The sequence below is a fragment of the Vibrio sp. J2-4 genome, assembly GCF_021728155.1.
Taxonomy (GTDB): Bacteria; Pseudomonadota; Gammaproteobacteria; order Enterobacterales; family Vibrionaceae; genus Vibrio; species Vibrio diabolicus.
In genome coordinates this window covers 109,126-123,023 of sequence record NZ_JAKKCN010000004.1, presented here as the reverse complement: position 1 = coordinate 123,023, position 13,898 = coordinate 109,126, and the positions used below count along the sequence as shown (strand labels likewise).

The window sequence follows — 13,898 nt, the reverse complement described above, 5'->3', positions numbered from 1 at the left end:
AACAAGATTTACAGTGTGATCAAATATGGAACGTTGGCAAAACATACATAGTGTTGTCGTCGTAGGGCTCGGTATTACCGGGCTCTCTGTCGTTAAACACCTAAGAAAAAATCAGCCACAGCTTGTGGTCAAAGTCATTGATACTCGCGTAAATCCTCCGGGTGCAGAGCGTTTGCCGGAAGATGTTCAACTGCATAGTGGTGGTTGGAATACAGACTGGCTTTCTGACGCTGATCTTATCGTGACCAACCCTGGTATTGCACTAGCGACACCAGAGATCCAAGCCGTATTAGCAAAAGGCACGACAGTAGTTGGTGATATTGAGTTATTCGCCTGGGCGGTGCAGAAACCGGTGATTGCGATTACGGGCTCAAACGGTAAGAGCACAGTCACCGACCTCACAGGTGTGATGGTTAAGGCTGCAGGTTTGGATGTGGGCGTTGGTGGTAACATCGGTGTTCCTGCACTAGATTTGTTAGAACAAGACGCAGACCTATATGTGCTTGAACTGTCAAGCTTCCAGTTGGAAACGACGTCAAGCTTAAAGCTCAAAGCCGCTGCGTTTCTGAATCTTTCTGAAGATCATATGGACCGTTATCAAGGCATGCCTGACTATCGACAAGCCAAGTTGCGTATTTTTGATCATGCTGATCTCGCGGTAGTGAACCGTGATGATAAAGAAACCTTCCCAGATGCAGAGGTGCCATTGGTGACATTTGGCAGCGACAATCAGGACTTTGGTCTCGAGGTGGATGGCAATCGCACTTGGCTACTCGATCACGGTCAACGAGTCGTCGCAAGTGATGAGCTTAAGTTGGTTGGTAAGCACAACTTATCTAATGCTCTGGTTGCTTTAGCGCTATTAAAAGCTGCGGACGTAAACTATCACAACGCATTGAATGCACTTAAAAATTACACGGGACTGACACACCGATGCCAGGTGGTTGCGGATAATCAAGGCGTAAAATGGGTGAATGACTCTAAAGCAACTAATATTGCGAGCACTATGGCTGCGCTATCTGGTTTGGAGTCGACAGGTAAGCTCTACTTGCTCGTTGGTGGTGTTGGCAAAGGTGCTGACTTCTCGCCATTAAAACCGATCTTCGCGACGCTTAACTTGCAACTGTGCTGCTTTGGCGCTGATGGCGATGACTTTATGCCACTGCATGAATCTGCAATACGTTTCGACACCATGGAAGATGTGATTCAACAAGTATCTTCGCAGTTAAAACCAGGTGATATGGTGATGCTGTCTCCAGCATGTGCTAGCTTTGATCAATTCGACAACTTTATGGCAAGAGGCGATGCCTTCGCTGCTCTTGTTCAGAAATATGCATAATTAAAGGTTACACACTTCGTGGGTTTAGGTAACGTTAAACGCAGTATTGGCAATTGGCTCAAGCATCCAGCCCCAGAGGCGATGTTTGATCGTCAGCTAGTGTGGATTGCACTGGGTTTGATGTTGACGGGGTTGGTGATGGTAACCTCTGCATCATTTCCGATCAGCTCACGATTAACCGAACAGCCGTTTCACTTTATGTTTCGTCACGCGACGTTTCTTGTGCTGGCGTTAGGGACCTCCGCTGTTATTTTGCAAGTGCCTTTGCAAGAGTGGTTTAAGAAGAGCCATTACTTACTTTGGGCTTCTTTCGCACTGCTGATCATCGTGCTCTTGGCGGGTAAGTCGGTCAATGGTGCGTCTCGTTGGATACCTCTTGGGCTGTTTAACCTTCAGCCAGCAGAGGTCGCGAAGCTATCGCTGTTTATCTTCATGTCTGGTTACTTAGTTCGAAAACAAGACGAAGTACGACAAACCTTCTTTGGTGGCTTTATGAAGCCAATCATGGTGTTTGCTTTCTTCGCAGTATTACTGCTTGGTCAGCCAGACTTGGGTACAGTCGTCGTGATGCTAGTAACACTGTTTGGCATGCTGTTTATCGCAGGCGCAAAACTGACTCAGTTTCTCGCGTTGATGGTGGCAGGTATCGGCGCTGTGGTAGGTTTGATTTTAGTCGAACCATACCGTATGCGACGAGTAACCTCCTTCCTTGACCCGTGGGAAGACCCATTTGGTAGTGGCTATCAGTTGACTCAGTCTTTGATGGCGTTTGGTCGTGGTGAATGGTTTGGGCAGGGTCTCGGTAACTCAATTCAAAAACTGGAATATCTACCAGAAGCGCATACCGACTTTGTGTTTGCCGTACTTGCTGAAGAGCTCGGTTTTGTAGGCGTTGTGTTGGTCTTAATGTTGATTTTTAGCTTAGTGCTAAAAGCGGTTTACATAGGCAAGCGTGCGTTTGAAGAAGGCGAAATGTTCGGCGGTTATCTGGCTTTCGGTATCGGTATTTGGTTTGCGTTCCAGACGTTGGTTAACGTTGGTGCTGCAGCCGGTATCGTACCAACCAAAGGTTTAACACTCCCGCTAATCAGTTATGGTGGTTCCAGTCTGATTATTATGTCCGTCGCAGTGTCCATATTGCTGCGTATCGATTACGAATGCCGCTTGAAACGCGAGCAACAACAATCAGAACAACAAACTAATGAAACAAAATAAACGTTTGATGGTGATGGCTGGTGGTACTGGCGGTCACGTATTCCCAGGGTTAGCTGTAGCAAAACAGCTGCAAGAGCAAGGCTGGGAGATCCGTTGGTTAGGCACGGCGGATCGAATGGAAGCTGATTTGGTGCCAAAACATGGCATTGAAATCGATTTTATCAAAGTGAAAGGGTTACGAGGTCAAGGCGTAAAGCGTCTGCTTGCAGCTCCATTTCAAATTATTAATGCCATCATGCAAGCTCGCGCGCACATGAAACATTGGAAGCCCGATGCCGTGTTAGGTATGGGAGGGTATGTGAGTGGTCCCGGCGGTATTGCGGCTTGGTTGAGCGGTATTCCTGTTGTTCTGCACGAACAAAACGCGGTTGCGGGTTTGACGAACCAATGGCTATCAAAAATTGCTAAGAAAATCTTTCAGGCCTTCCCTGGCGCGTTCCCTGCTGCTGAGGTAGTCGGTAACCCTGTGCGTGAAGACCTAACAAGATTAGAAGCACCTGCAGAGCGAATGCAAGATCGCCAAGGCCCAATTCGTATTTTGGTGATGGGCGGTAGCCAAGGTGCACGCATTCTTAACCAAACTGTGCCAGAAGTGATGGCAAAGCTGGGCGGTGATTACTGTATTCGTCATCAAGCTGGCAAAGGTTCCGCCGAAGAAGTGAACGCCGCATACCAAGCTAATGGTGTGGTAAATGCAGAAGTCACAGAGTTCATTGACGACGTAGCAGAGGCTTATGCATGGGCTGATCTTTTAGTTTGTCGTTCAGGGGCGTTAACTGTTTCTGAAGTATCAGCGGCAGGCGTAGGGGCTATCTTTGTTCCTTTTATGCATAAAGATCGCCAACAAGCACTGAATGCCGATCATCTAGTAGAATGCGGCGCAGCGAAAATGATTGAACAACCAGATTTAACCGTTGAGTCTTTGACTCAGCAGATCCAACAATTGGATCGCCAAGCTTTACTTACGATGGCTGAGCAAGCGCGTGGCGCTGCTAAATTGAATGCCGACCGAGTTGTCGCACAAGCCATTGTCGCTTTGACCGAAAAGCGTTAACGAATTATTGAGAATAGAATTGATGACAATCCAACATACACAAGACTTAGCTCAGATTCGCGCCATGGTGCCAGAGATGCGCCGCGTGAAATCCATCCACTTCATCGGTATTGGTGGTGCGGGCATGAGCGGCATTGCAGAAGTGCTGTTGAATGAAGGCTATCAAATCACGGGTTCTGACTTATCAGAAAACCCTGTGACAGAGCGTTTAGTATCAAAAGGTGCGACGGTATTTATCGGGCACCAAGCTAGCAATGTTGAAAAAGCCAGTGTGGTTGTGGTTTCAACCGCTATCAACGAAGAAAACCCAGAAGTGATAGCTGCGCGGGAGTTACGTATCCCTATTGTACGTCGTGCTGAGATGCTCGCTGAGTTGATGCGCTTCCGTCATGGTATTGCCGTTGCGGGCACGCACGGTAAAACGACGACGACGGCACTCGTGACACAAATTTATTCTGAAGCAGGTCTTGATCCAACGTTTGTAAACGGCGGCTTGGTGAAAAGCGCAGGTACAAATGCTCGTTTAGGCTCGAGTCGTATTCTAATTGCCGAAGCGGATGAGAGCGACGCGTCATTCCTGCACCTGCAACCAATGGTAAGTATCGTCACTAATATTGAAGCCGATCATATGGATACTTATGGGGGTGACTTTGAAACGTTAAAGCAAACCTTCATTGATTTTCTACACAATCTACCGTTCTACGGCCAAGCTATTGTTTGTATTGATGATCCTGTGGTTCGAGAGTTAATCCCACGTATTAGTCGTCAAGTGATTACTTACGGTTTCTCCGCAGATGCTGACGTACGCATTGAAAACTATCGTCAAGAAGGTCAGCAAGGCAAATTTACGGTAGTACGTAAAGGGCGTGCCAACCTAGATATCACTCTGAACATTCCAGGTCGTCACAATGCACTTAATGCGTCGGCTGCGATTGCAGTGGCTACCGAAGATGACATTGAAGACGATGCAATTCTAAAAGCAATGGCCGGAACGCAAGGCACGGGACGACGTTTTGATCACCTTGGCGAGTTTGATACCGGTAATGGTCATGCCATGTTAGTGGATGATTACGGACACCACCCAACAGAAGTTGATGTGACCATTAATGCTGCGCGAAGCGGTTGGCAAGATAAACGTCTCGTTATGATTTTCCAACCACACCGTTATAGCCGTACTCGTGATCTATACGATGACTTTGCGAATGTTCTAGAGCAAGTTGATGTATTAATCATGTTGGATGTTTATGCCGCAGGTGAAAAGCCAATTGCAGGAGCTGATGGACGTTCATTGTGTCGCACAATTCGCAGCCGAGGTAAGGTAGATCCGATTTTTGTTCCAGAAATCGAGCAATTACCTTCAGTTTTAGCTAACGTTATACAAGACGGCGACCTAATCTTAACGCAAGGTGCGGGTGATGTTGGTAAAGTGGCGAAACAACTGGCAGGTCTTGAATTAAATATAAACAAGATGCTTGGTTAACACAGATTGTTGGCGCGAAGGACAGATAAAGACTCAGATCTCGATTTTGCGTCAATATCATTGTGATTTATTGCTATCAGTGTTTGATAGTTTACAAGAGCTCAGTATAATCCCAAGGTTAAAGTCAAGACTTTTACCTCTGCGTAATTATGTGGGTAAAAAGTACACGACAAAAGTCAGGAAACGAAGACGTTGTTGAATATTGCACTGAATGACGAGCGACCAAACACGGATAATAACCGTGGTCGCCAAGAGAAAATCTTGGGTGCGTTATTTTTCGTTGTGGTTGTGACCTTAATTAGTTCTGTTTTGTACTCGGCGATCAGTTGGATGTGGGATGACCAAAGGTTACCTCTCTCCAAAATAGTACTTCAGGGAAAACTGGAGTATGTCCAAGCTGACGATGTGCAGGCTGCATTTAGTCGAATAGATCACATCGGTACATTTATGTCTCAGGATATTGATGTATTACAGCAAAGTGTCGAAGCTCTGCCATGGGTGGCGCATGCCGCAATCCGAAAGCAGTGGCCGGATACAGTAAAAGTTTTTTTGACAGAGCATCAACCTGAAGCCATTTGGAATGGCAACGAACTGTTAGATAAAAACGGGTTTGTTTTTGATGGCGATGTGGCTCTGTTACAAGAAGAAAAAGTGAAACTGTACGGACCCAAAGACAGCGGACCAGAAGTCTTACAGACTTACCGTGATTTGAGTCCTAAGTTTCAGCAATTGGGTTTAGCGATATCGTCTCTGGTATTAAACGAGCGACGAGCTTGGCAAATCATCCTTGATAACGGTATTCGATTAGAGCTCGGTAAAGAGTCTCTTCTTGAGCGTATAGAGCGATTTTTTAAGCTCTATAACAAGCTTGGCAGTGACACGCAAAGAATCAGTTATATCGATCTTAGGTACGATACAGGAGCCGCAGTTGGTTGGTTTCCTGAACAATAGTTAGAAGAGAGTACAGATGACTAAGGCCGCTGATGACAACATTATTGTTGGTCTTGATATAGGCACTGCAACCGTATCGGCTCTAGTGGGTGAGGTTCTACCAGACGGTCAAATTAATATTATTGGCGCAGGTAGTAGCCCTTCACGTGGCATGGATAAAGGTGGCGTGAATGACTTGGAGTCGGTTGTAAAATCAGTACAACGTGCAATTGATCAAGCTGAATTGATGGCCGAGTGCCAGATCAGCCGAGTCTTCATTTCGTTGTCTGGTAAGCATATCGCAAGCCGAATTGAAAAAGGTATGGGCACGATTTCAGATGAAGAAGTGTCTCAAGAAGACATGGATCGCGCTATCCATACCGCAAAATCGATTAAAATCGGTGATGAACAGCGAATCCTTCATGTGATTCCGCAAGAGTTCACCATTGATTACCAAGAGGGAATCAAAAATCCGCTTGGTTTATCTGGGGTAAGAATGGAAGTAAGTGTCCACCTTATCTCATGCCATAATGACATGGCACGCAATATTATTAAGGCGGTAGAACGATGCGGCCTTAAAGTAGAGCAACTCGTATTTTCTGGGCTTGCTGCAAGTAATGCAGTAATCACCGAGGATGAAAGAGAGCTTGGAGTTTGTGTGGTGGATATTGGCGCCGGCACGATGGATGTGGCCATCTGGACTGGCGGTGCGTTACGTCACACAGAAGTATTTTCGTACGCAGGAAATGCTGTAACCAGCGATATTGCTTTTGCTTTTGGTACGCCAGTGAGCGATGCTGAAGAAATAAAAGTCAAATATGGCTGTGCTTTGAGTGAACTGGTCAGTAAGGATGACACGGTTAATGTACCAAGCGTAGGTGGGCGACCATCACGTAGTCTGCAACGTCAAACGTTGTCAGAAGTGATTGAGCCACGCTACTCTGAGCTTATGGGACTGGTTAACCAAACTATTGACTCTGTACAAGCGAAATTGCGCGAAGAGGGTATAAAGCACCATCTAGCTGCGGGAGTGGTACTCACCGGCGGTGCTGCGCAAATGGACGGAGTGATAGAATGTGCGGAACGCGTATTCCGCAATCAAGTAAGGGTCGGCAAACCGCTCGAAGTCAGCGGATTAACTGACTATGTAAAAGAGCCGTACCATTCTACGGCAGTTGGATTACTTCATTACGCAAGAGACATGCAGTCTAGCGACGATAGCGATTATAATGAACCTAAACGCTCATCTGTTACTGGCTTTTTCGATAAATTGCGTAACTGGATACAAAAAGAGTTTTAACCTGAGTTGCAGGATAAACGGAGACAACACATGTTTGAACCGATGATGGAAATGTCTGACGATGCAGTAATCAAGGTCGTTGGGGTTGGTGGCGGCGGTGGTAACGCCGTTGAACACATGGTGCGTGAATCCATCGAAGGTGTGGAATTCATCAGCGTCAACACTGATGCGCAAGCACTTCGTAAGACAAGCGTTGGCAATGTTATTCAGATCGGTGGCGATATCACCAAAGGTCTGGGTGCAGGTGCTAATCCACAGGTTGGCCGTGACGCAGCTCTCGAAGACAGAGATAGAATTAAAGATTCCCTAACTGGCGCCGATATGGTGTTTATCGCAGCTGGTATGGGTGGCGGTACAGGTACTGGCGCAGCACCTGTTATTGCTGAAGTAGCTAAAGAGCTTGGCATTCTAACTGTCGCGGTAGTGACAAAACCGTTCAGCTTTGAAGGCAAAAAGCGTTTGGCGTTCGCTGAGCAAGGTATCGATGAGCTGTCTAAGCACGTTGACTCTTTGATTACGATTCCAAACGAAAAGCTGCTTAAAGTACTTGGCCGTGGTGTCACGCTACTAGAAGCTTTTGCAAGTGCGAACGACGTTCTTAAGAACGCAGTTCAAGGCATTGCAGAGCTGATTACTCGACCTGGCATGATCAACGTCGACTTTGCGGACGTAAGAACAGTAATGTCTGAAATGGGTCACGCGATGATGGGCAGCGGTATTGCTAAAGGCGAAGATCGTGCTGAAGAAGCGGCTGAAATGGCAATTTCTAGCCCACTTCTGGAAGACATCGATCTAGCGGGCGCTCGTGGTGTTCTTGTCAATATTACTGCAGGTCTGGATATGCGTCTTGACGAGTTTGAGACGGTTGGTAATACAGTGAAAGCATTTGCTTCTGACAATGCAACTGTTGTTATCGGTACTTCTCTAGACCCAGATATGACTGATGAAATACGCGTAACAGTTGTAGCGACAGGTATTGGTAATGAGAAAAAGCCAGATATCACGCTAGTTGCGGGTGGTAAAGCGAAAGTGGCTCCGACGCCGCAGGCTCAACCACAACAGCAAGCTGCGGTAACGCAAGCTGAAGAGAAACCGGCACAAACCTTGCAGAATAATCAAGTGCAAGAGAAGCCACAGGTAACTCCTCAGCCGACAAATACAGTTTCTTCTTCTCCAGCATCGTCGAGCCAAAGCTCTGCGGCTCCGAAGCAAGAGAAGGAAAGTGGTTATTTAGATATCCCGGCATTTTTGCGTCGTCAGGCTGATTAATCTTTAATCCATAAATTTGACATGGCTCAAAATTATGGTAGCATTCACGGTCGACGTTACAGACGGCCGTGTTTTGTAGCAAATTTTTGAGAGGCAAGCAGATGATCAGACAACGTACTCTGAAAGAAATAGTGAAAACAACTGGTGTGGGCCTCCACTCTGGTCGTAAAGTCACGCTTACTCTGCGCCCGGCTGCTGCAAATACAGGTATCATTTACCGTCGTACAGATGTAAACCCACCTGTAGATTTTCCAGCTGATCCAGCTTCTGTTCGTGACACCATGCTATGTACTGCTTTGGTAAACGACGAAGGTGTGCGTATTTCAACTGTAGAGCACTTGAATGCGGCACTTGCTGGTATGGGCATCGACAACATTATTGTCGAAGTAGACGCACCTGAAATTCCAATTATGGATGGTAGTGCTAGCCCATTTGTATACTTGCTACAACAAGCAGGTATCGAAACGCAAAATGCGCCAAAACGTTTCATCCGTATTAAAAAGCCAGTTCGTTTTGAAGATGGCGATAAATGGGCAGAGTTTGTACCATTTAACGGCTTCCGCATGGACTTCGAAATTGAATTTAATCACCCTGCTATTGAGTCAGACGAACAGCGCTTGCTGTTTGATTTCTCCTCAAAAGGCTTCGTTCGTGAAATTTCTCGTGCACGTACGTTTGGCTTTATGCGTGATATCGAATATCTACAGTCTCAAAACCTAGTTTTGGGTGGTAGTTTCGACAATGCTATCGTATTGGATGATTACCGTATTCTTAACGAAGAAGGTCTACGCTTTGAAAATGAGTTTGTGACTCACAAAGTGTTGGATGCGATTGGTGATCTTTACATGTGTGGTCACCCAATCATCGGTGAATTTCGCGCCTTTAAATCGGGTCACGGTTTGAACAACCAACTTTTGCGAGCTGTTCTTGCTGATCAGGAAGCGTGGGAGTGGACTACATTCGAAGAAGAAGTCGGCTCACCAGTAGCATTCGCTGAACCAAATATGGTGCTTGCGTAAATACTCGGCATTAAAATTAATAAAAAACCAGGCTTATGCCTGGTTTTTTGCTATTTGGCTTTAATCTTGGGCTTATTAATAGCATTCGAGCTTTCAGCATATTGAAATAACGGTTACTTACGGTCTTTCTTTTCTGCCATATCGGCCAATCGCTTTAAACGCTCTTGAATTTTAGGCGGTGCCATGTCGGCAATCGTCATCAATGACTTTGCTGCAGATTCTGTTAATGGTGGACGTTTAGGTCTGTCGTCTTGTTCGAAACGATTTCTGTATAATGATGGATTGATCCTCACTTCAACGCTCATCAGTTTGGCAAAGCCTTGAGTACGAAGTTTATTTAGGATCATGAGGCGATCGTAATCGATCTTCATTTTGATCGCGGCACTAGAAACATCGATCAATAGGTGGCCGTTACGAACATTCGCCACCCGGCAATGATCGGCCGTCCCAGTGGGTAAGATCTCTTGCAAAGCTTGGTTAAGCTGTAAGATTTCTCCAGCATGTTCTTGAATCTGCTTGAACTGTGATTCAGCAATAACATCTTCAGTCGAGGTTGGACGGTGATCACGCATAGGTAAAATCTAATTTTGTTGAGATATCAGCTATTCTAGAGCAGCTTTCTATCAAGGTATAGTTTACATTAACGTCTTTCGCTTCAGTTTTACAATGTAGCAAGGTAAAAAGCAAAGTCTGCTCTGAATAGATTACACATATTGTGGTATGCAATATCGTCTAATCAGTCACCACTTTAAGTAAAAACTTCAGAGTGCTTCAAACAAATACGTCTATTTATGGTTGTATCGATGAAAAATCCTTACACTAAGCCACATTGTTTCGAAACTTAGCCTTGAAATATGGATGTTTGAACTCAATATCTTTGATAAATGATTTATCTCAGTATTCTTAGTTCCAAACTGGCAGAGACTGAAGGCATTATGAGTAGATCGGGAACGGTCTGATTAAAGAGAGATTCACGAAAAATGATAACTAAGCTACTGACAAAAGTGATTGGCAGTCGCAACGACCGAACACTGCGCCGCCTTAGAAAAATTGTAAAAGAAATTAATAACTACGAGCCAACATTCGAAGCTCTAAGTGATGAAGAGTTAAAAGCAAAGACGGTTGAGTTCCGTGAGCGCCTAGAGAAAGGTGAAACTCTTGATAAACTACTTCCTGAAGCTTTTGCTACGGTTCGTGAAGCATCTAAGCGTGTCTACGGCATGCGTCACTTCGACGTTCAGCTTATCGGTGGTATGGTTCTAAATGCGGGTCAAATTGCGGAGATGCGTACAGGTGAAGGTAAAACGCTGACTGCAACGCTTCCAGCTTACTTAAATGCTCTTGCTGGTAAAGGCGTTCACATCGTAACAGTGAACGATTATCTAGCTAAACGTGATGCTGAGACGAACCGCCCTCTATTTGAATTTTTAGGTATGACCGTTGGCGTAAACGTGCCAAACATGCCTCCTCAAGAGAAAAAAGAAGCGTACCAAGCTGACATTCTATACGGAACCAACAATGAATTTGGTTTTGACTACCTTCGTGACAATATGGCTTTCCGTAGCGAAGACCGTGTACAGCGTGATCGCTTCTTTGCTGTTGTCGATGAGGTGGACTCAATCCTAATTGATGAAGCTCGTACTCCTTTGATAATTTCTGGTCCTGCTGAAGATAGCTCTGAGCTATACACTCGAATCAACCTTTTGATCCCGCATCTGAAAAAGCAAGATAAAGAAGACTCTGAAGAATATCGTGGTGATGGTCACTACACTGTTGATGAAAAATCAAAGCAAGTATACCTAACTGAAACGGGTCAAGAATACGTTGAAGAACTGTTGGTGAAAAACGGTCTGATGGAGGAAGGTGATACACTTTACTCTCCGGCTAACATCAGCATGTTGCATCACGTGAATGCTGCTTTGCGTGCTCATGTGTTATTCGAGCGTAACGTTGATTACATTGTTACTGATGAAGGTGAAGTGGTCATCGTTGATGAACACACTGGTCGTACAATGCCAGGTCGTCGTTGGTCTGAAGGTCTTCATCAAGCAGTAGAAGCGAAAGAAGGCGTTAAGATCCAAAACGAAAACCAAACTTTGGCTTCTATTACCTTCCAGAACTACTTCCGTTTATACGAAAAACTGTCAGGTATGACAGGTACAGCGGATACTGAAGCGTTCGAATTCCAGTCTATCTATGGTTTGGAAACGGTGGTTATCCCAACCAACAAGCCGATGATTCGTAACGATATGCCAGATGTGGTTTACCGTACTGAAGCAGAGAAGTTTGCGGCAATCATTGAAGATATTAAAGAGCGTGTTGCCAAAGGGCAGCCAACGCTTGTTGGTACTGTGTCGATTGAAAAGTCAGAACTTCTTTCTAACGCATTGAAGAAGGCTAAGATCAAACACAACGTATTGAACGCGAAATTCCATGAGAAAGAAGCGGAAATTGTTGCTGAAGCGGGCATGCCTGGTGCGGTAACTATCGCGACCAACATGGCCGGTCGTGGTACGGACATTGTGCTTGGCGGTAGCTGGCAATCAAAAGTTGAAGCTTTAGAGAACCCAACTCAAGAGCAAATCGATGCGATTAAAGCAGAGTGGAAAGTGGTGCACGACCAAGTGCTAGAAGCTGGTGGTCTACATATCATCGGTACTGAGCGCCACGAATCTCGCCGTATTGATAACCAGCTACGTGGTCGTTCCGGTCGTCAAGGTGATGCGGGTTCATCGCGCTTCTACCTATCTATGGAAGACTCTTTGCTACGTATTTTCACTTCTGATCGTATGGCGAGCCTTATTCAAAGTGGTATGGAAGAAGGTGAAGCTATTGAATCGAAAATGCTTTCTCGCTCAATTGAAAAAGCACAGCGCAAAGTGGAAGGTCGGAACTTTGATATCCGTAAGCAGCTGCTTGAATACGATGATGTAGCGAACGATCAACGTAAGGTTGTCTACGAACTGCGTGACGAGTTAATGAACGTTGAAGACATCAGCGGCATGATCGAGCAAAACCGTGAAGATGTGCTAACAGCGGTTATTGATGAGTACATTCCACCACAGTCACTAGAAGATATGTGGGATGTTGAAGGTCTACAAGAGCGCTTGAAAGCGGACTTCGATCTTGATGCGCCAGTGAAGCAATGGCTTGAAGAAGACGACAAGCTTTACGAAGAAGCATTACGTGAAAAGATCATCAACCTAGCCGTTGAAGTGTACAAAGAGAAAGAGGAAGTGGTGGGTGCACAAGTGCTTCGCAACTTCGAAAAATCGGTCATGCTTCAGACTCTGGATACGCTTTGGAAAGAGCATTTGGCTGCGATGGATCACTTGCGTCAAGGTATCCATTTACGCGGTTACGCACAGAAGAACCCAAAACAAGAATACAAACGTGAGTCGTTTGAACTGTTTGAGGGTCTACTAGAAGCGCTGAAAACAGACGTTATTACTGTTCTATCTCGTGTTCGCGTTCAGCAACAAGAAGAAGTTGAACGTATGGAAGAACAGCGTCGTGCGCAAGCTGAAGAAGCCGCTCGTCGTGCGCAAGCGCAACACGCTACAGCACAAAATCCGCTTTCTGAAGGCGAAGAATCTGAAGAAGGTTCAAATCAACCAATGGTACGTGATGAACGTAAAGTAGGTCGTAATGAACCTTGCCCTTGTGGCAGTGGCAAGAAGTACAAACAGTGCCACGGCAAAATCGACTAATCTGTTAGTCGGATTATTTATCAAAGAGTCGCTTAGGCGACTCTTTTTTTAAATAAATTCTTTGGCTATCAAATTCCATAAGTTTGATAGGTCAGAAAGTTTTTGAGATGTAGAAGCTCGTTGTCACAATAGTAAAGTACAACGGTCTTGAGAGTTAGGAATCCCCATGAAAAGAATTCACATAGTCGCGGCAATTATTTTTAACCAAGACAAATCAAAGATCTTTATTACAAAGCGTCCTGATGATAAGCACAAAGGCGGGTTTTGGGAGTTTCCGGGTGGCAAAGTCGAGCCGGGAGAAAGTATTGAGCTTGCTATTACAAGAGAACTCGAAGAAGAAGTGGGAATTGAAGTTATTGAGCAAGCCCCTTTTGAACACTTGGAATACGACTATCCAGACAAATCACTCAAGTTTGATTTTATTACAGTATCTCAATTCAGTAATGAGCCTTACGGTCGAGAAGGTCAAGAAGGATGCTGGGTTGAGATCAGCGAATTGGGCGACTACACCTTTCCTGAAGCGAACGTACCTATCTTGGAGCGTGTTGTAAAAGAGTTTGCTTAAGCTCGATGAACTTGCTT

At 45.4% G+C, this 13,898-nt stretch carries 11 protein-coding genes; 10 read left to right on the top strand and 1 reads right to left on the bottom strand.

Features of this window, described 5'->3' with window-relative positions:
- The first annotated feature begins 25 nt into the window (after positions 1-25).
- From murD to lpxC, 8 genes are all read left to right on the top strand, one after another.
- A complete protein-coding gene (murD, locus tag L3V32_RS15095) occupies positions 26-1,339 on the top strand; it encodes a UDP-N-acetylmuramoyl-L-alanine--D-glutamate ligase (RefSeq protein ID WP_237284634.1) in 1,314 nt (437 codons plus the stop codon).
- A gap of 18 nt (positions 1,340-1,357) precedes the next feature.
- Positions 1,358-2,554, top strand: coding sequence for a cell division protein FtsW (gene ftsW / locus L3V32_RS15090; protein WP_005396444.1), 1,197 nt, complete (start codon positions 1,358-1,360; stop codon positions 2,552-2,554).
- Positions 2,541-3,608, top strand: coding sequence for an undecaprenyldiphospho-muramoylpentapeptide beta-N-acetylglucosaminyltransferase (gene murG, locus L3V32_RS15085; RefSeq protein ID WP_237284633.1), 1,068 nt, complete (start codon positions 2,541-2,543; stop codon positions 3,606-3,608). The genes ftsW and murG overlap by 14 nt, the downstream gene beginning before the upstream one ends.
- 22 nt (positions 3,609-3,630) lie before the next feature.
- Positions 3,631-5,088: a UDP-N-acetylmuramate--L-alanine ligase gene (gene murC, locus L3V32_RS15080; RefSeq protein WP_237284632.1), complete on the top strand. Its 1,458-nt coding sequence runs from the start codon at positions 3,631-3,633 to the stop codon at positions 5,086-5,088.
- Positions 5,089-5,280: 192 nt separating this feature from the next.
- Positions 5,281-6,039 (top strand): cell division protein FtsQ/DivIB, encoded by a 759-nt coding sequence (locus L3V32_RS15075; protein ID WP_237284631.1) that lies wholly within the window; start codon positions 5,281-5,283, stop codon positions 6,037-6,039.
- Between the two features lie 16 nt (positions 6,040-6,055).
- A complete protein-coding gene (gene ftsA / locus L3V32_RS15070) occupies positions 6,056-7,318 on the top strand; it encodes a cell division protein FtsA (protein ID WP_012842150.1) in 1,263 nt (420 codons plus the stop codon).
- 30 nt (positions 7,319-7,348) lie between these two features.
- The gene (gene ftsZ, locus L3V32_RS15065; RefSeq protein ID WP_237284630.1) at positions 7,349-8,587 is read left to right on the top strand and encodes a cell division protein FtsZ; all 1,239 of its coding nucleotides are present in this window, start codon (positions 7,349-7,351) and stop codon (positions 8,585-8,587) included.
- Positions 8,588-8,688: 101 nt separating this feature from the next.
- Positions 8,689-9,606 (top strand): UDP-3-O-acyl-N-acetylglucosamine deacetylase, encoded by a 918-nt coding sequence (gene lpxC / locus L3V32_RS15060; protein ID WP_025768410.1) that lies wholly within the window; start codon positions 8,689-8,691, stop codon positions 9,604-9,606.
- 113 nt (positions 9,607-9,719) lie between these two features.
- Here lpxC and L3V32_RS15055 read toward each other — a convergent pair whose 3' ends face one another.
- Entirely contained in the window at positions 9,720-10,178 is a 459-nt protein-coding gene (locus L3V32_RS15055) for a DUF721 domain-containing protein (protein ID WP_012842148.1), read from the bottom strand.
- Between the two features lie 408 nt (positions 10,179-10,586).
- On the opposite strand from L3V32_RS15055, the gene secA reads away from it, so the two are divergent.
- Positions 10,587-13,316, top strand: coding sequence for a preprotein translocase subunit SecA (gene secA / locus L3V32_RS15050; protein ID WP_237284629.1), 2,730 nt, complete (start codon positions 10,587-10,589; stop codon positions 13,314-13,316).
- 166 nt (positions 13,317-13,482) lie between these two features.
- Positions 13,483-13,881 (top strand): 8-oxo-dGTP diphosphatase MutT, encoded by a 399-nt coding sequence (mutT, locus tag L3V32_RS15045; RefSeq protein WP_005396433.1) that lies wholly within the window; start codon positions 13,483-13,485, stop codon positions 13,879-13,881.
- Positions 13,882-13,898: the final 17 nt, after the last annotated feature.